General features: G+C 69.1%; 14 protein-coding genes and 3 tRNA genes. 12 read left to right on the top strand and 5 right to left on the bottom strand.

Translation table 11 applies throughout. The annotated features are described in order from the left end of the window. Positions 1–85: 85 nt before the first annotated feature. Positions 86–2527 carry a prolipoprotein diacylglyceryl transferase gene (locus GD1_RS25495; protein WP_059038445.1) on the top strand — a complete coding sequence of 814 codons (2442 nt, stop codon included), beginning with the start codon at positions 86–88 and terminating at the stop codon, positions 2525–2527. Beyond that, positions 2433–4007, top strand: a complete 1575-nt coding sequence (locus GD1_RS25685) for a cadherin-like domain-containing protein (RefSeq protein ID WP_307190351.1) — start codon at positions 2433–2435, stop codon at positions 4005–4007. The genes GD1_RS25495 and GD1_RS25685 overlap by 95 nt, the downstream gene beginning before the upstream one ends. 68 nt (positions 4008–4075) lie before the next feature. Here the strand turns inward: GD1_RS25685 and GD1_RS17020 are convergent, their stop codons facing one another. The 3 genes from GD1_RS17020 to GD1_RS17010 all read right to left on the bottom strand — a co-directional run bounded on the left by GD1_RS17020 (position 4076) and on the right by GD1_RS17010 (position 7774). After that, on the bottom strand, positions 4076–5350 hold the full coding sequence (locus GD1_RS17020; protein ID WP_059038443.1) for a saccharopine dehydrogenase family protein: 1275 nt from the start codon (positions 5348–5350) through the stop codon (positions 4076–4078). Between the two features lie 42 nt (positions 5351–5392). Then, positions 5393–6478 (bottom strand): AbrB family transcriptional regulator, encoded by a 1086-nt coding sequence (locus GD1_RS17015; RefSeq protein ID WP_059038441.1) that lies wholly within the window; start codon positions 6476–6478, stop codon positions 5393–5395. A gap of 672 nt (positions 6479–7150) precedes the next feature. After that, positions 7151–7774: a class I SAM-dependent methyltransferase gene (locus tag GD1_RS17010; protein ID WP_059038453.1), complete on the bottom strand. Its 624-nt coding sequence runs from the start codon at positions 7772–7774 to the stop codon at positions 7151–7153. Positions 7775–7801: 27 nt separating this feature from the next. Between GD1_RS17010 and menD the strand changes: the two genes are divergently transcribed. From menD to GD1_RS16990, 4 genes are all read left to right on the top strand, one after another. Beyond that, a complete protein-coding gene (menD, locus tag GD1_RS17005) occupies positions 7802–9460 on the top strand; it encodes a 2-succinyl-5-enolpyruvyl-6-hydroxy-3-cyclohexene-1-carboxylic-acid synthase (RefSeq protein WP_059038439.1) in 1659 nt (552 codons plus the stop codon). Between the two features lie 36 nt (positions 9461–9496). Further along, complete coding sequence (locus GD1_RS17000; protein ID WP_059038437.1) at positions 9497–10003, top strand: DUF3592 domain-containing protein; 507 nt, start codon at positions 9497–9499, stop codon at positions 10001–10003. 97 nt (positions 10004–10100) lie between these two features. After that, positions 10101–11270: a glycosyltransferase family 4 protein gene (locus tag GD1_RS16995; protein WP_059038451.1), complete on the top strand. Its 1170-nt coding sequence runs from the start codon at positions 10101–10103 to the stop codon at positions 11268–11270. A 10-nt stretch (positions 11271–11280) separates the two neighbouring features. Further along, positions 11281–12021, top strand: a complete 741-nt coding sequence (locus GD1_RS16990; protein ID WP_053778875.1) for a demethylmenaquinone methyltransferase — start codon at positions 11281–11283, stop codon at positions 12019–12021. A 23-nt stretch (positions 12022–12044) separates the two neighbouring features. On the opposite strand, the gene GD1_RS16985 is transcribed toward GD1_RS16990, so the two are convergent. Further along, positions 12045–13301, bottom strand: a complete 1257-nt coding sequence (locus GD1_RS16985; protein ID WP_059038435.1) for a geranylgeranyl reductase family protein — start codon at positions 13299–13301, stop codon at positions 12045–12047. A 152-nt stretch (positions 13302–13453) separates the two neighbouring features. Here GD1_RS16985 and GD1_RS16980 point away from each other — a divergent pair, with 152 nt between their 5' ends. Beyond that, positions 13454–14470, top strand: coding sequence for a polyprenyl synthetase family protein (locus GD1_RS16980; RefSeq protein ID WP_053778842.1), 1017 nt, complete (start codon positions 13454–13456; stop codon positions 14468–14470). Between the two features lie 108 nt (positions 14471–14578). Further along, on the top strand, positions 14579–15454 hold the full coding sequence (htpX, locus tag GD1_RS16975) for a zinc metalloprotease HtpX (protein WP_059038433.1): 876 nt from the start codon (positions 14579–14581) through the stop codon (positions 15452–15454). A gap of 180 nt (positions 15455–15634) precedes the next feature. Here the strand turns inward: htpX and GD1_RS16970 are convergent, their stop codons facing one another. Then, positions 15635–16126, bottom strand: a complete 492-nt coding sequence (locus GD1_RS16970; protein WP_053778874.1) for a YajQ family cyclic di-GMP-binding protein — start codon at positions 16124–16126, stop codon at positions 15635–15637. Between the two features lie 135 nt (positions 16127–16261). On the opposite strand from GD1_RS16970, the gene GD1_RS16965 reads away from it, so the two are divergent. From GD1_RS16965 to rpmG, 4 genes are all read left to right on the top strand, one after another. After that, positions 16262–16342: transfer RNA gene (locus GD1_RS16965), tRNA-Tyr, on the top strand. Positions 16343–16479: 137 nt separating this feature from the next. Further along, a tRNA-Thr gene (locus GD1_RS16960) sits at positions 16480–16552 on the top strand. 42 nt (positions 16553–16594) lie between these two features. Beyond that, a tRNA-Met gene (locus GD1_RS16955) sits at positions 16595–16668 on the top strand. An 81-nt stretch (positions 16669–16749) separates the two neighbouring features. Continuing rightward, positions 16750–16917, top strand: a complete 168-nt coding sequence (gene rpmG, locus GD1_RS16950) for a 50S ribosomal protein L33 (protein ID WP_003929651.1) — start codon at positions 16750–16752, stop codon at positions 16915–16917. Positions 16918–17022: the final 105 nt, after the last annotated feature.

The raw sequence follows: 17022 nt of genomic DNA, 5'->3' as shown, positions 1-17022 counted from the left end.
CTAGTTTGTGTCGGATTCGTCAGGTATCCGGGATCACGGATCCCGGTGACTTCCTCCGCATTTGCGACATGACAAGGAACGGACAATGACAAAGTCCTCGGTCAAGAAACTCGGTCTCACACGGCGCGTCGTCGCCTCCTCTGGTATCGCGGCGGCATTGTTCGCGGCCGGTCCCGTCGCCGTCGCACTGGCCGACGACGGCGGTGCGGGTTCCGGTACGAGCGTCGAGAAAACGGATGACGGTACCGATTCCGTTGATGTGGAGGATGATTCCGGGTCGGGTGGGCCGGGGTCCGCGGATTCCGGCGCGTCGGGCTCCGGGACCGGCGATGCGGGTGCCTCGGACGGCGGGACGTCCGAGGCGGGGGCCGAGGGGTCGCCGGCCTCGACCGGTGTGCCCGGTGATTCGACGGCTGATGACACCGGGGAGACGGAAACGGCTGTCGCCGAACCGGTGTCGGGTGACCCATCCGAACCCGGTGCGACCGGTCCGGAACCGTCGACGACGACCAGCGTCCCGACCCAGGGTGCACCGGTCACCGGATCACAACTCGGATCGCCTGTCGTGGCGGACTCCGACGCCCACGAAACGCCCACCACGCCACCGCGGCATCGGCTCCCGGGCGGACGGCATGCCGCCACACCCGCCCCGGCGGCCGCCGGGCAGCCCCGTACCGGTCAGGGGGCCGGGACCGTTGCCGGCGGGTCGGAGCTGATCGAGATCCCGGTGGGGGCGATCGAGTCGCCGGAGGAGCCGGAAGGGCTGATCGGCAAGCTGTTCTACCGGCTGACCGGCGGCAGTGGCACCGAAGGGCTGATCCTGGTCAACCAGGCCGCCGTGGTCGCCGGGGTGCTCAACCGGCGCAGCCGTCACGACGGATCGGACTACCTCGGACTGGTCGGACCGGGTGAGAAGCAGTTCGTCCCCAAGGCCACCATCGCCGAACTGGTCCTCGGTCGGCACGCCCCGAAAGCCGACCTCGAATCCTTCGACCTGACCGCGTCGAGTGTGCCGAATGCATTGGCGCGCAGCCTGATCGCGATGGCCGCGCAGGTCGCACCGGATGACCGGTTCTGGCAGACCGACGATCCGGCCACGACCGGATACTGGCCTGCAGACGGTGTCGGCGTACACGACGAGAACGTGTACTACACCGTTGACGACGGCGCGATCGTCGTGCACAACGACTCCGACCACGACATCGCGGTCAGCGTCTACTCGACCGCGGACGGCTCGACCCTGCAGTTCGACGAGCTCGTGGTGATCGGTGCAGGTCAGACCCACTCGTCGAGCGCCACCGACGATCGGTCCCGGGTCATCGTCGTCCAGGCACCCAAGGAGACCACGGGGCCGAATGCCGGTAAGGCGCAGATCTACGGTGCCATCCTCCGGGTCGCTCCGTCGGCAGGATCGCCCGGGTACGTGCTCCCATACGACGCGTACTTCGGCGATGGTGTTCCGGGGTTGTCCGACCCGGTCTGGGGCCCGCTGGACCCCGATGATCACTTCTGGTCGCCCAACGAGGCCCTGACCGCGGCAGTGGCCGGCGACAACCACGGCGTGCACTACGGGTACTCCGCCGAGGACGGCACGATCACGTTCACCAACGACTCCGACGAGACGGTCGCGGTGGTCGCCTATGACGCGTTCCTGCAGCCGGTCGGCCCCGGGATGGCCATTCTGGCCCCCGGCCAGTCGGCGACCCTCCAGGTGCCGCCCACCGGGCAGGTCGCGTACATGGTGCAGCAGGAACGGGATGCGTCGGGCGCCATCCGAATCATCGGCGCGCTCACCTCGGTCGACGGTCAGGTGTCGCCGGCGAGCGGTCAGTACCCGCTCAAGACCGATGCCGAGTATGCCCTCGATCCCGACGATCGCTTCTGGGATGTCAAGGAGGGCACGTCCAGCGTGAGCAACGGCGTGCTGCCGAGCACCATGGTGGGTGCCAACGGTGTCGCCGAAGGCATCTACTACACGCGCGATGGCGACATCGTCACGATCCACAACGACAGTGACCACGACATCGCCGTGAGCTGGATGGCGTACGACCACAGCCACTCGGAATTCGTCGTCATCGCCCCGGGGGGGAACCTACGACGCCCCGACCGCCGCTTCCGGGGGCACCGGCTTCGCCGTGGTCCAAGGTCCCAAGGCCACGACCGGCACCCATGCCGGTGTTCCGGTCGTCTACGGTGTCATCGCCCATTCGCGCGGCACGGTGCAGTCACTCGATCCGATCGCCGGGGACGGGAATCCCGCACTGACCCTGGGGGACTGGCGTGGTGTCGACCCGGGCGACCGGTACTGGACGCCGGCGGACTCCGACGAGACCAAGCTCGTCGCGAGCAACACGACGATCCCGCGTTTCGGCGATCGCACCACGCTGACCGGAGCAGGGGTGGCCTATGCCCTCGACGATGCCGGTCAGGTCGTGATCACCAACAACGGAACCGCACCGATCAGCGTGATCGAGTACGACTCCACGCATCAGCCCGTCGCCTTCCACCTGATCGAGGCCGGAGGTAGCCAGACCTTCACCCGCGACAGCGACGGCTACAACTACCGCACGACCGCGTATGTGGTTCAAGGGGAACGGAATGCGGCCGGTCAGCCGGTGCTGGCCGGGATCATCACGGCAGTTTCCAGCGGAGGCGATACGTGGTTGGACGGTGCGGACGGGACCGACTTCCCGACGAATGAGAGTCCATGGGTCCAGATCGCCCAGACGGGCACCACCACCGGCGTCCTGTACGGGTTGGATCCCGACGCCGACGTCATCACCTACTCGGTGTCCACCGAGCCCGAGCACGGCACGGTCACCTTGGCGCCGTATCTGGGCGGCAACTTCGCGGGGACCACTCTGTACGTGTACACCTATACGCCGAGTGCCGAGGCGGCCCATGCCGCGGCGGCCGGCGGTGCGACGCAGGACTTCTTCGAGGTGAGCTACACCGACGGGTACGGACAGGCCCAGACGATCCGGGTGGACGTCGGCATCGTCGGACAGAATGCCGGACCGGCGGGGCCGTCGGCGGTGTCCGGCGGCGAGACCGGCTCGCTGGGTGTGACCGATCCGGACGGCGACACCCTCACCTACGAGGTCACCACGCAACCGGGATCGGGTGGTGCGGTGGTCGATTCCTCCGGCACGTACACCTACATTCCGGCGACCGCACCGGTACACGGTGAGACACTGCAGGATTCGTTCGAGGTCACGGTCCGCGACGGACACGGCGGTGTGCTGGTGGTGCCGGTTTCGGTGTCGATCACGGCCAACCAGGCGCCCACGGTCACCGAGGTGGTGCAGGACGGGTACACCGGCACGATCGTCGCCGCCGATGCCGACGACGACGAGCTGCAGTTCGACGTCACCTCCGATCCCACGCACGGCAAGGTGGTCGTGGGGCCGGACGGGTCGTTCGTCTACACCCCGGATGCGGGGGTGGAACATGCCGCTGCCGGTGGTGGCGTGACGTCGGATTCGTTCGTGGTGACGGTCTCGGATGGGCATGGTGGGCTGACGCCGGTGACGGTGAACGTGGGTATCGACCCGGCCAACGAGTCGCCGACCGTCGCCACCAGCCAGGGTGCGCCGTCGGCCGAGACCGGGGCGGTGGTGGTCTCGGTGGTCACCGCCGACGCCGACGCCGACGCGGTGACCGTCACGACGACCGATCCCGCACACGGCACCCTGACCGACAACGGCGACGGAACCCTCACCTACACACCGGATCCGGTCAAGCGTGCCGCGGGCGACTTCACCGACAGCTTCACCGTCACCGTCGACGACGGGCACGGCGGAACGGCCACTAAGACGGTGACCGTCACGGTGACCAAGCCGGTCGTCGTGGAGCCGGAGCAGCCGACCCGGTCGGTGTTCGACCAGTTGGTGTCGGCGATCCGGTCCGGGTTCTCGTCGGTGTCGTCGGCGGTGTCGCAGGCATGGCAGAGTTTCCTCACCTGGCTGCAGTCGCTGTTCGCGAACAACAACACCACCCGGGTGTGAGTGCGGCGGTGGCCGGGCGTTCGGGCCCGGTCACCGAATCCGTCTGTGTTCTCGGTGAGTTCCTGGTTCTAGGTGAGTTCCTGCGCGTCGATCCGGAAACCGGCGGCCCGCAGACGGTCCACCAGTGCCTCGCCCATCGCCGCAGCCGGCGTGAGCACACCGGTCCGGGCAGGCAGGGCGGCACGGTCGAGGGCCAGGGTCAGCGCGCTCTCGCCCAGCATCACCGCGGTGGCCTTGTAACCGGGATCGCCCTGGGCGCGCATCTGCGAACGGTAGCGGCGGCCGCTGCTGGTGCGGGTGAACGTCTGGGTGACGAAATGGCCCTTGTCCCTGCTCTTCTCGCTCGGTCCCTGCCCGGGATCGGGGAGCACCTTGTCGAGCAGCCGACGGGTGGGGCCGAAGCTCATCGCCCCCAGGAAGGCCCCGGTACCCACGCCCACGACACCGGCGATCAGCGTCGAGAGTCCGGGTACGCCACCGACGTTCATCGTCTCGGAGTAGTGGAAGTCCGGGCCGTAGGCGCCGTCGAGCAGCGCATCGGACCGGCGGACGACGCGAGTGTTGTACGAGGACATGAAGAACGGGGCGAGCGTCCCTGACAACGACGGGTCGACCTTCTTGCCGCGGACGATCGCGATGTCGCTCGGCTCGCTCGACATCGACACCTTCGGGGTGTCGGCGGGTGTGCCCGAGAGTGCTTGCGGATTGAGCAGCAGCCGGCGGACCTGCGGGTCCTTGGCCTGCTCGGCGATCACCCGCATCGAATCGATGGTGCCGCCGGAGAGGCCACCGCGCATCGACCGCACCACCATGGTGGTGTCGGTGAGGGTGCCGGCGTCGTCGTCGGAAACCTTGCGGTAGAGCACATAGGTGCCGAGATCGGACGGGACGGAGTCGAAGCCACAGGAATGGACGATGCGTGCGCCGGTCGCGACGGCCGTGTCGTGGGCCTTGGCGATGGAGAAGTGGACGAACGGCACCTCACCGGTGAGGTCGACGTAGTCGGTGCCGGCCGATGCTGCGGCCACCACCAGGGCCTCGCCGTAGCGCAGGTACGGGCCGACGGTCGTGCAGATCACGCGGGTGCGGGCGACCATCGCATCCAGTGAGCTCGGCGAGCCGGCGTCGGCGACCACCAGCGGCCACGACGCCGCGGTGGCCGGGAGCCGTCGGCGCACCTCGGCGAGTTTGGTCTCGGTGCGCCCGGCCAGTGCGATCCGTGTCCCGGCGGGGGCGTGCTCGGCCAGGTAGCGGGCGGTCAGCTCGCCGACGAAGCCGGTGGCGCCGAAGACGATGACGTCGAACTCACGGTCGGACGATGAAGCTGTGGATTCCCCGTTCATGGTGCCGAGAGTAACCGTTACGCGACGTAGGTCACAGTTGCGCTAGGTACTCATCCGGCGGGCGGCCCATCGTGCCGCGAACGGCGCGACGAACAACATGAGCAGAACCCGCAGGATCTGCGCCGCGACCACGAATGCGACATTCCCGCCGGCTGCGGTCGCCGCCGCCAGCACCGCATAGATGCCACCCGGGGTGGTGGCGAGATAGCAGTCGAACATCGACTCGTGCGTCCACACGGACAACAGCACGCCCAGTGCGGCACAGCCCACGCCGATCCCGACGATCAGGACGACCGCCAGGGGCAGCACCCGGCCGATCGCGCGCAGTCTGGGCATGGTGAAACCGAGCCCGGCCTGCCAGCCGATCACCGCATACGCCACGGCCAGCAGCACGGGGGAGACCTCGGCGTTCGCGGCGATGCCGGTCAGTTCGGCGACGGTGGTCAAGGCCATCGGGCCGAGCAGACCCGCGGCCGGCAGATGCAGCCGGCGCCCGAGCGGGGCGCCGATCCCGATGCACACGGCGAGCAGGAGCAGACCCCACGCCTGGTCGACGAGGCCCGGGCCCGCCGCGCTGACCGGTGCCGACGACGCACCGAACACCCACGACGAGATGATCGGGATGGTCACCGTGACCAGGGCGACCCGCAGATACTGGATGACCGCGACCATCCGCTCGTCGCCGCCGAGTTCGCGGGTCAGCGCGACCAGACCGGACGCCCCGCCGGCCACCAGTGCGAGCGCACCGGTCAGGGTGTCGACCTGTTTGTGCAGGCCCAGCAGGGTGCCGCCGGCCACCGACAACACCAGCGTGCCCAAACCCATGACCAGCACCGGGAACCACGACGACCCCAGGCCCGACAGTATGTCCGGGTCGGCCATGGTGCCGATGAAGACACCGAGGACACCCTGCGCCGACAAGAAGACCGGTCGCGGGACGATCGGGGTGTCGGGGGTGTCGGTGTCGTCGGGGTTCGGGGCCGCGGTGGCCCGAGGTGCACAACCCGCGATCGCGAGCACCGCTGCCACCACGAGGCCGGCGAAGAGAGCGGCGGCGTCGACGTCGGCGAGTTCGAGCAGAAACGTCCCGGCTGCGGTCAGCGTGATGAGCAGAATCCAGCGGGGCACCGGGTACAGGGTAGGGGTGCGTCCCCCGAATGTCCGGGTGAGGGGTCGGCGCCGGGTTGTGAGCACTTGGGAGGTGGTTGTGTTCCGGCGTGGGCTGCGGAGGTTTCGACGGCCGGTCGGCCTCGCTGCGCGAGGACGTCCTGCTCAACCATCAAATGGCTGCGGAGGTTTCGACGGTCGGTCGGCCTCACTAGCGCGAGGTCGTCCTGGTCCGTCGGATTGAGCTTGTCGAAATCAACCATCGGTGCGGAAGCGTCGTGAAGAGTGTTGCGCGGCAGTCACGTTGATTGAGCCGATGAGGAGCGTAGCGACGAGGCGTGTCGAAATCTCCGTCGGCCGACGTTGGGAGGTGACCAGTTCTGAGGTGGGTATGTTCCAGCGCCAGGTGGCAGAGGTTTCGACGGCCGGTCGGCCTCGCTAGCGCGAGGACGTCCTGCTCAACCATCGTGTGGGGTGCGGAGGTTTCGACGGCCGGTCGGCCTCGCTAGCGCGAGGACGTCCTGCTCCGTCGGATTGAGCTTGTCGAAATCAACCATCGATGCGGAAGCGTCGTGAAGAGTGTTGCGCGGCAGTCACGTTGATTGAGCCGATGAGGAGCGTAGCGACGAGTCGTGTCGAAATCTCCGTCGGCCGAGTTCGGGGGGTGACCACCTCAGAGGTGGTTGCGTTCCATCAAATGTCTGTGGGTGTGGCGGTCCCGAGGCTGAGTGCGCCGTAGGGCCGGGGAACGCCGCGTTGGTAGAACTGGTCGATGCCGGTGACCGTGAAACCGTTGTCGGCGAGCAGTTTCGGGATGTCGCGGGTGAGGTGGCAACCGCCGGCGATCCGCTTCTGGATCGGTTCGAGGCGTCGTTGCCACCGCTGTACCGCGGTGTCGGGTGCGTGGCCGTGTTCGAGGAAGCAGAATGACGCGCCCGGGCGCAGTACCCGGGCGAGCTCGTGCAGCGCGGCCGGCAGGTCGGCGATGGTGCACAGGGTGAACGTCGACAGCGCCGCGTCGAAGGTGTCGTCGCCGAACGGCAGCCGCTGCCCGTCGAGGCCGCCACGCTCGATCGGGACCGGGGAGCCGGCGACCCGGGAGCCGGCCATCTGCCAGGCGACGTCGGACGGTTCCACCGCCACCACCCGGGAGACGGCGTCGGGGTAGCGGCCGACGTTGCGGCCCGACCCGAAACCGATCTCGAGTACCTCACCGGACAGCCCGGTGCAGGTCCGGGCACGCAGGGGATCGAGCATCGAGGACCCGCAGGTCAGGTCGATGACGTGGGGCAGGACGCGGTCGTCGTAGAAACCCATCACCACCAGCCTAATACTGTGGGAGCCATGAATCCCTCGACTTTGCAGGCGCGGGTGATCGTCGACGAGATGATCCGTGGCGGTGTCCGCGAGGCGGTGCTGTGTCCCGGCTCGCGCAATGCGCCGCTCGCCTACGCGCTGCATGCCGCCGACACCGCCGGACGGTTGCGGCTGCACGTGCGTATCGACGAACGGTCGGCGGGATATCTCGCACTGGGGCTGGCGGTGTCGTCGCGGCGGCCGGTGCCGATCATCATGACCAGCGGCACCGCGGTGGCCAACATGAGTCCGGCGGTGTTCGAGGCCAACTATGCCCGCGTCCCGCTGGTGGTGGTCAGCGCCAACCGGCCGTACGAGCTGCTCGGGTCGGGGGCCAACCAGACCGTCGAACAGTTCGGCATCTTCGGCACGCAGGTGCGGGCGACGATCAGTCTGGGGCTGGCCGAATCCGATCTCGACACCAACAGTCAGTGGCGGTCGGCGGTGGGCCGGGTCCTGGCCGCCGCGCGCGGCGCCCGCACCGGCAACGCGGGCCCGGTGCAGTTCGACATCCCGCTGCGTGAACCCCTCGTCCCCGACCCCGAGACCTTCCCCGACGACGACCTCGGGAGCTGCGCCGGCCGCCCCGACGGCATGCCGTGGACGCAGGCACCGGTCGGCAGACTCGACATCCCGCTGCCCATCGATCTGTCCGCCGACACCGTCGTCATCGCCGGTCACGGCGCCGGACACCATCCGGCACTCGACGGCATCCCGACCATCGCCGAACCGACCGCACCGCATCCGGCCACCCCGCTGCACCCACTCGCGCTCGACCACATCACGCCCCGGCAGGCGATCATCTGCGGCCGCCCCACCCTGCACCGCGGGGTGTCGCGACTGCTCGCCGACCCGCAGGTCAAGGTGTATGCGGTCACCACCGGCCCGCGCTGGCCGGACGTGTCGGGCAATGTCTACGCCACCGGCACCCGCGTGGAGGCGATCGCCGAACCCCGCGAGGACTGGCTCAAGGACTGCGCATCGGTGCACCAGCGGGTCCTCGACGCGGTGGACGCCGAACTCGACGCCCCCGGCTCGACGACCGGCCTGCACGTGGCGCGGGCGGTGTCGGCGGCGATGGGCCCCGGCGAACAGCTCGTCGTCGGCGCCAGCAACCCGATCCGCGACATCGCCCTGGCCGGCCGGCTCGGGCAGGGGGTGACGGTGCTGTCCAACCGTGGGGTGGCCGGCATCGACGGCACCAACTCCACCGCGATCGGCGCGGCGCTGGCCCGCGACGCCGAACACCCGGGCACGCGGACCGTCGCGCTGATGGGGGACCTGACCTTCATCCACGACGCGACCGGGCTGATCGTCGGACCGGGTGAGCCGCGGCCGCACCGGCTGACGATCGTGGTGGCCAACGATGACGGCGGGGGCATCTTCAGCATGCTCGAGCAGGGCGATCCGCGGTTCAACACCGGCGCCTACGCCGGGGCCTACGAGCGGGTGTTCGGGACGCCGCACCACACCGACATCGCCTCGCTGTGCGCCGGATTCCACATCCCGCACCGGCTCGTCGGACTCGACGGACTGCCGTCGGCCCTGGCCGCCGACGCCGACACCGGTATCGAGGTGATCGAGGTGAGCACCGACCGCGACCGGCTGCGCGCGGTACACGCCGGGATCGGTGCGCGGCTGCGCTGAACGGGCTCCGGGACGGGGCTGAGTATCCTGGGCGACATGAGTCCGGTCATCCTGCGTCGTGTCCAGAAGACGCTGTTGGTGATCGGGCTGATCGTGACGGTGCTGTCGGCGTGCATCGTCGTCGCCGCCTATCGCAACGATGCGGCGATCGACGCGAACAAGGGCACCGTGATGGCCGACATCGTCTCGGCCGACCGCCTGCACGCCGTCGCCTACTTCCAGACCCCCGACGGGCAGATCGTCAGCCCGCGTCTTGGCCTGCTGTACCCGACGGAGCTGGGCACCGGACAGCGGATCAGCGTCGAATACGACACCACCAACCCCGACCTGGCACGCCCGGCCGGACGCGACTGGACGCTGTCGATCATCCCGGCGGCGTCGGTCGCGGTGATCGGCTGGATCGTGGTGGTGGCACTGATGCTGCTGATCGCCGAGGGCAACCGCCGGTGGGTGCGCTGGTCGCAGCGCCGGGCCGCCGCCGCCGACGAGGGGCCACGGCCCGAGCCCGGGCCGGCCGATGAGCGGGAGACCGTCGACGCCTGAGGGGTGAGGCCGTGTGACGCCGGACATTCGCGGACAGTTCGCGTCGGCGTCATGTCCGGCCACCACCACCGTCACCGCCTCTCGGGACGATGCCCTCATGCGCGTCGCGATCGTCGCCGAGAGTTTCCTGCCCCAGGTCAACGGGGTCGTCAATTCGGTGCTGCGGGTGGTGGACCACCTGGAACGCACCGGTCACACGGCCGTGGTGATCGCCCCGGACTCGGTCCGGGACGGCCACACCGCACCGCCACAGGTGGGTCGGCGCACCCCGGTCCACACCGTCCCGTCGATGCGGTTCCCCGGCGTGACCTCCCTGCCGATCGGGGTGCCCACCCCGGCGCTCTACCGCACGCTGCGCGACGTCCGCCCCGACGTGGTGCATCTGGCATCCCCGTTCGTCGTCGGCGGTGCCGGGGCGGTGGCCGCCCGCACGCTGCGGGTGCCCACGGTGGCGGTGTTCCAGACCGACGTCGCCGGATTCGCCGAGGCCTACAAGATGGAACTCGCCGGCCGCGCCGCCTGGCAGTACACCCGGCTGCTGCACACCCTGTGCGCGCGGACGCTGGTGCCGTCGTCGGCGACGATGGCCGAACTCGCCTCGCGTGGGGTGCCGCGGCTGCACCGGTGGGCCCGCGGGGTGGACACCGAGCAGTTCTCCCCGGCCCATCGGGACGAGCGGCTGCGGTCGGAGTGGACCGGGGGAGCCGACCGGCTGATCGTCGGCTTCGTCGGCCGGCTCGCCCCGGAGAAGCATGTCGAGCGGCTCGCCCCGCTCGACGCCGACCCCGGCGTGCAGCTGGTGATCGTCGGCGACGGCCCCGAACGTGCGCGGCTGGGCCGGCTGTGCCCGAATGCGGTGTTCACCGGCGAACTGCGGGGCGCCGAGCTGGCGCGCGCCTATGCGAGCCTCGACGTGTTCGCGCACGCCGGCGAGCACGAGACGTTCTGCCAGGCCATCCAGGAGGCCATGGCGTCGGGGCTGCCGGTGGTGGGACCCGACGCCGGTGGGCCGCGTGATCTGGTGACGCCGATGGCCACCGGGTTCCTGCTGGCACCCGGCGAGTACGAGGCGCGGATCGGTGAGGCCATCGACGCGCTGCGCGATCCGGTGCAGCGGACCGCGATGGGCCGGGCCGGACTCGCGGCGGTGCGCACCCGCACCTGGCCGGCGCTGTGCGAGGAACTCGTCGGGCACTACCGTGCGGTGATCGCCGAGAGCCGCGGCGAGGGCGGGTTGACGTCCGAGGGGATTCGGCTCGCCGGGTAGCGTGGTCGGCATGGCCGATACCGATCGTGCCGGCACCGATACCGCCGGCAACGACCACGAACACGTCGATCGCGCGAGTCTGGACAAGGATCCCGCCGAGGTGGCGGCGATGTTCGACGGCGTCGCCAAGCGCTACGACATCACCAACACCGTGCTGTCGTTCGCGCAGGATCGGCGCTGGCGCAAGGCGACCCGCAAGGCCCTGGCACTGACCCGCGACGACATCGTGCTCGATCTGGCGGCCGGGACGGCCGTCTCGACGGTGGAGCTCGCGTCGTCGGGGGCGCGGTGTGTGGCCGCCGACTTCTCGCTCGGCATGCTCAAGGCCGGGGCACAGCGCGACGTCCCGAAGGTCGCGGCCGATGCGCTGGCATTGCCGTTCGCCGACGGGTCGTTCGATGCGGCCACCATCTCCTTCGGTCTGCGCAACGTGCACGACGTCCCGCAGGCATTGAGCGAACTCCACCGTGTTCTCAAACCCGGTGGGCGCCTGGTGATCTGCGAGTTCTCCACGCCGACGCTGCGACCGTTCCGCACGGTCTACATGGAGTACCTGATGAAGGCGCTGCCGGCGGTGGCCACGCGGGTCTCGTCGAATCCGGCCGCGTATGTCTATCTGGCGGAATCGATCCGGGCGTGGCCCGACCAGTTCGGCCTCGGCGATCTGATCCGCGGCGCCGGATTCGACAACGTCCGCTGGGAGAACCTCACCGGCGGTATCGCGGCGATCCACTCCGGGGTGCGTGTCTGAGTCTCGTTGTTCTGCAGCGGATATCAGGAAAATGGTGGGCGGTCGTCCACGCGGCTGGAGAGATGACCCACCGACCGCCAGGCCCGGGCGACGAGGTCGGCGTCGTCGGGGGTGATCAGGTTGCCCATGACGCGCACCACCATCGACATCAGCCGCTGTGACCGGATTCCGGGGCGCCCCAGGATCGGCACGGTGCGCGGCATGGTGAGCAAGCCGGCCAGGCGACGGGCCGCGGAGAACGCCGTCCCGTAGTGCTCGACGAGTTCGGCCCGCCACGCCTCGGTGTGATCGCCGGCGCCCAGACGTGCCACCGCCAGACGGGCGGTCTCCAGGGCGTAGTCGATGCCCTCGCCGTTGAGTGGGTTCACACATGCCGCGGCGTCGCCGACGAGCATCCAGTTGGGGCCGGCGACCCCGCTGACCGCCCCGCCCATCGGCAGCAGCGCGGACGCGATCCGCACCGGGTTTCCGGTGATCTGCCACTCGTCGCCGACCATTCGCGCGTAGTGCTCGAGGATCGGCCGCAACGCCATGCTCGCCGGTCGTTCGGCCGTGGCCAGCGCACCCACGCCGACGTTGAGCAGGCCGGTCGACCCGAGCGGGAACACCCAGCCGTAGCCGGGCAGCAACTCGCCGTCGGGACCGCGCAACTCCAGATGCGAGCCCATCACCCGTGCATCCGACAGCGGCGACGGCACATACGCGCGGGCGGCGACGCCGTAGGCGGTGTCGCGATGCCAGGTGCGCCCGAGGATCTTGCCCAGCCCGGACCGCACCCCGTCGGCGACGATCACCTGGCCGACGCGGATGCGGTGCCGCCCGGCCGGGGTGTCGAGGACGACCGAGGTGATCCGGCCACCGTCGAGGACGACGTCGACGGCCTTGGCGGGTGCGGCCATCCGCGCACCGCGGCCGAGCGCGAACCGGCGGATCGCGTCGTCGAGTTCGGTGCGTGCGATGGCGCTGCCGTAGGTGGGGAAGCGGCCCGACGGCCACGGCACGTACACCGACCGTCCCCAGCCGTTGAGCTGCAGACCGTCCAGGCGCGGACGGCCGTCGAGCAGATCACCCATGCCCAGGGTGTCCAGCTCGGCCACCGCCCGCGGCGTCAGGCCGTCGCCGCAGGTCTTGTCGCGGGGGAAGGCGGCGGCGTCGGCGAGCACGACGTCGTACCCGGCGGCGGCGGCGTGGGCGGCGGCGGCCGACCCACCCGGACCCGCGCCGACCACCAGGACGTCGGCGGAGGTGGGGATGTCGATACGCGGCGCGTCGGTGGTCACCGGACAAGTATGTCGGCGCGCGGGTGGCCCACGTCGATCGGGCGGTGGGAGGGGCAACGGATAGGCTGCTTGCAGAAGTGCCCAGGCTCGGCGCGCCGACACCGGCGTCACGGGCAGGGCTGTCCACGTTCTCGAGGGGAGCGGCGCAACACGTGAAGTCGACATTCACCGGGGTAGACCTCGTGACCGACGAGTTCGCCGAGACGGTTCGATCGTCACTGGCGCGGGTCGAGGACCTGCTGCTGACCGAGCTGGCGTCGGGCGACGACGTGATGACCGAGGCGGCCACGCACCTGGCCAAGGCCGGCGGCAAACGGTTCCGGCCCATGTTCGCGATCCTGGCCGCCCAGTTCGGGCCCCAGGCCGGCAGCGACGACGTGATCACCTCGGCCACCGTCGTCGAGATGATCCACCTGGCCACGCTGTACCACGACGACGTGATGGACGAGGCGCCCATGCGACGTGGCGCACAGAGCGCGAATGCGCGCTGGACCAACTCGATCGCGATCCTCGCCGGCGACTTCCTGTTCGCCCGCGCCTCGCGGCTGGTGTCGACGCTGGGGCCCGAGGCGGTGCGCATCATCGCCGAGACCTTCGCCGAACTGGTCACCGGGCAGATGCGCGAGACCGTGGGTGCGGGGGAGGGCGTCGACCCGATCGACCACTACCTGAAGGTGGTGTGGGAGAAGACCGGCTCGCTGATCGCGGCCGCCGCCCGATTCGGTGCGATGGCCTCGGGTGCGTCGGCGACCGACACCGACCGGCTCTCCCGGATCGGCGACCTGGTCGGCACGGCCTTCCAGGTGTCCGACGACATCATCGACATCAGTTCTGCCACAGGCGATTCCGGTAAGACTCCGGGGACCGACCTGCGGGAGGGCGTGCACACCCTGCCGGTGTTGTACGCGGTGCGCGAGCAGGGCGCCGACGCCGACCGGCTGCGGGCGCTGCTGCTCACCGACTCCGGGGCGCCACGACCGCTGACCGACGACGACGAGGTGGCCGAGGCGCTGACGCTGCTGAACGCCTCGCCGGGGATGGCCGCGGCCCACGCCAAGATGGACGAGCTGGCCGCGCAGGCGCGTGCCGAACTCGCCCAGTTGCCCGACATCCCGGCCAATCAGGCGATGCGGTCGCTGGTCACCTACACCGTGGACCGGATCGGGTAGAGCGGGCGCGGACGTGCACATGGCGGGGGTAGGGAAACCAAACCGGACCCCGGATCGTTTGAGACACTGGATGGCGTTTGGCGCGCCAGGAGATCGAACGAGGGATTGATGCACTTCAACGGACTGAAAACGGCGGCCCTGCTGGGGTTGATGTCGGCGATCATCGTCGGGATCGGCGCAGCCTTCCGCAACCCCACCATCCTGTGGGGATCGGTGATCCTCGCGATCGCGGTGAACGGCTACGTGTATTTCAACAGCGCCAAGATGTCGTTGAAGGCGATGCACGCGCAACCGGTCACCGAGGTCGAGGCGCCGGTGCTGTACCGGATCGTCCGTGAGCTGGCGACGTCGGCGCGCCAGCCGATGCCCGCGCTCTACATCAGTCCCACCGAATCACCGAATGCCTTTGCCACCGGCCGTAACCCGAAGAATGCGGCGGTGTGCTGCACGGCCGGTATCCTCCGCCTGCTCGACGAGCGGGAACTGCGCGCGGTGCTCGGCCACGAACTCTCGCACGTGTACAACCGCGACATCCTGATCTCCTCGATCGCCGGTGCGATGGCCGCGGTGATCAGCGGCCTGGCCAACTTCGCGATGTTCTTCGGGGCCTTCGGCGGCAACCGCGGCAACGGGCCCAACCCTCTCGTGCTGATCCTGATCAGCTTCCTCGGGCCGATCGCGGCGACGGTGGTGAAGATGGCCGTCTCGCGGTCGCGTGAGTACCAGGCCGACGAGTCCGGCGCCGAGCTCACCGGTGACCCCCTCGCCCTGGCGTCGGCGCTGGCGAAGATCTCCGGCGGCATCCAGGCCGCGCCGCTGCCGCCGCAACCCGACATCGCCGCCCAGCAGCACGCGATGATCGAGAGCCCGTTCCGGGCCAGCGATCGGATGGCGAAGATGTTCTCCACCCACCCGCCGACCGAGGACCGCATCCGCCGGCTGCACGAGATGGCCCGGCGCGGGACGGGCGGCAGCGCCCACTGAACGAGTTCGGGTGCCCGGTGAACGTGTTCGGGTGCCCGGTGAACGTGTTCGGGCGCCCGGTCGACGGCTGGGTACGCAACAGCGCCCACCCGAGTCGTCGAGTGGGCGCTGTGGTCGGTGTGGCCCGGGGAGCCGGTGTGGCCCGGGAATCAGGGGCCACGGCCGGGCGGCGGTTGGGGTCTAGCGGTAGTTGACGAACTGCAGGGCGATCCCGAAGTCCTCGCCCTTGAGCAGTGCGATGACGGCCTGCAGGTCGTCGCGCTTCTTGCTCGACACCCGCAGCTCCTCGCCCTGGATCTGCGCCTTGACGCCCTTGGGTCCCTCGTCGCGGATCTTCTTGGAGATCTTCTTGGCGTGCTCGGAGTCGATGCCCTGCACGAGGCTGCCGGAGATCTTGAACTGCTTACCGGAGCCGACCGGCTCGCCGGCGTCGAACGCCTTGAGCGAGATGTCGCGGCGGATCAGCTTCTCCTTGAACACCTCGAGGCCCGCGAGGACACGCTCCTCGGCGTCGGAGGTGATGATGATCACCTCCTCGCCGGACCACGCGATGTCGGTGTTGGTGCCACGGAAGTCATAGCGCTGGGACAGTTCCTTGGCGGCCTGGTTGAGGGCGTTGTCGACTTCCTGGCGGTCGACCTTGCTCACGACGTCGAACGATGAATCAGCCATGTCCGACAGCATAGCCGCGTTCGGTTGCCCCGCGACGACCCTTCTGACCAGCTGGTTTGCATTCCTGGGCGGGGGTCGTTGTATTGTTCTCAGGCGTTGATCGAACGGAGCTCGCGAGCCCCGGAGGATCGACACGGCAGGTTGCCCGAGCGGCCAAAGGGAGCGGATTGTAAATCCGTCGCGCAAGCTACATAGGTTCGAATCCTATACCTGCCACGACGTGGTTCTCGTCGTCCGCGACGAGCCCCGAAATCGCCCCGAACAGGCGATTTGGAGCTCAGACGGCCGAGTGTGTAACCTCGAAAAGGCTCTCGGGCCGGAAAGCATCAGCCAGATGCGCCACACCGAGAAACGCCCCCTTAGCTCAGTCGGCAGAGCGTTTCCATGGTAAGGAAAAGGTCGACGGTTCGATTCCGTCAGGGGGCTCGCTGGACTTGGATACCCGGTTCGGGTTTTTCAAGCCGCCATGGCGGTGTAGCTCAGCTGGTTAGAGCGCACGACTCATAATCGTGAGGTCGAGGGATCGAGTCCCTCCACCGCTACACAACTGCAGCGCCCGCGGCGGCTCGGTGAACACGGGAGCGCGAGCGAGACAAACAGCAAACCCGTGAAAGAAGGACACAGTGGCTTCCTCAACCGATGTGCGGCCCAAGATCACCTTGGCCTGTGAGGTGTGCAAGCACCGCAACTACATCACCAAGAAGAACCGTCGTAACGATCCCGATCGCCTCGAGATCAAGAAGTTCTGCCCGAACTGCGGCAAGCACCAGGCGCACAAGGAATCGCGCTGACCTCAGCGTCGGCGTTTCCGACACAGAGACAACACGTACGGACCGCCTCCACGAGGCGGTCCGTACGTGTTTTCGCCCAGTAGTGGGTGGCAGGGTGGCCTCACC

The organism is Gordonia desulfuricans NBRC 100010 (assembly GCF_001485495.1).
Classification (GTDB): Bacteria; Actinomycetota; Actinomycetes; order Mycobacteriales; family Mycobacteriaceae; genus Gordonia; species Gordonia desulfuricans.
Note: the sequence above shows the minus strand (reverse complement) of the source record. Positions and strands in the feature narration are given on the sequence as shown.

Excerpts from the sequence above, each read along its gene's own strand:
- GD1_RS16990 (WP_053778875.1), top strand. The coding sequence starts at position 11,281 with ATGGCCGATACCGATCGTGCCGGCACCGATACCGCCGGCAACGACCAC.
- menD (WP_059038439.1), top strand. The coding sequence starts at position 7,802 with ATGAATCCCTCGACTTTGCAGGCGCGGGTGATCGTCGACGAGATGATC.
- GD1_RS25495 (WP_059038445.1), top strand. The coding sequence starts at position 86 with ATGACAAAGTCCTCGGTCAAGAAACTCGGTCTCACACGGCGCGTCGTC.
- GD1_RS17020 (WP_059038443.1), bottom strand. The coding sequence starts at position 5,350 with ATGAACGGGGAATCCACAGCTTCATCGTCCGACCGTGAGTTCGACGTC.
- GD1_RS17000 (WP_059038437.1), top strand. The coding sequence starts at position 9,497 with ATGAGTCCGGTCATCCTGCGTCGTGTCCAGAAGACGCTGTTGGTGATC.
- htpX (WP_059038433.1), top strand. The coding sequence starts at position 14,579 with ATGCACTTCAACGGACTGAAAACGGCGGCCCTGCTGGGGTTGATGTCG.
- GD1_RS17010 (WP_059038453.1), bottom strand. The coding sequence starts at position 7,774 with ATGGGTTTCTACGACGACCGCGTCCTGCCCCACGTCATCGACCTGACC.
- GD1_RS16995 (WP_059038451.1), top strand. The coding sequence starts at position 10,101 with ATGCGCGTCGCGATCGTCGCCGAGAGTTTCCTGCCCCAGGTCAACGGG.
- GD1_RS16970 (WP_053778874.1), bottom strand. The coding sequence starts at position 16,126 with ATGGCTGATTCATCGTTCGACGTCGTGAGCAAGGTCGACCGCCAGGAA.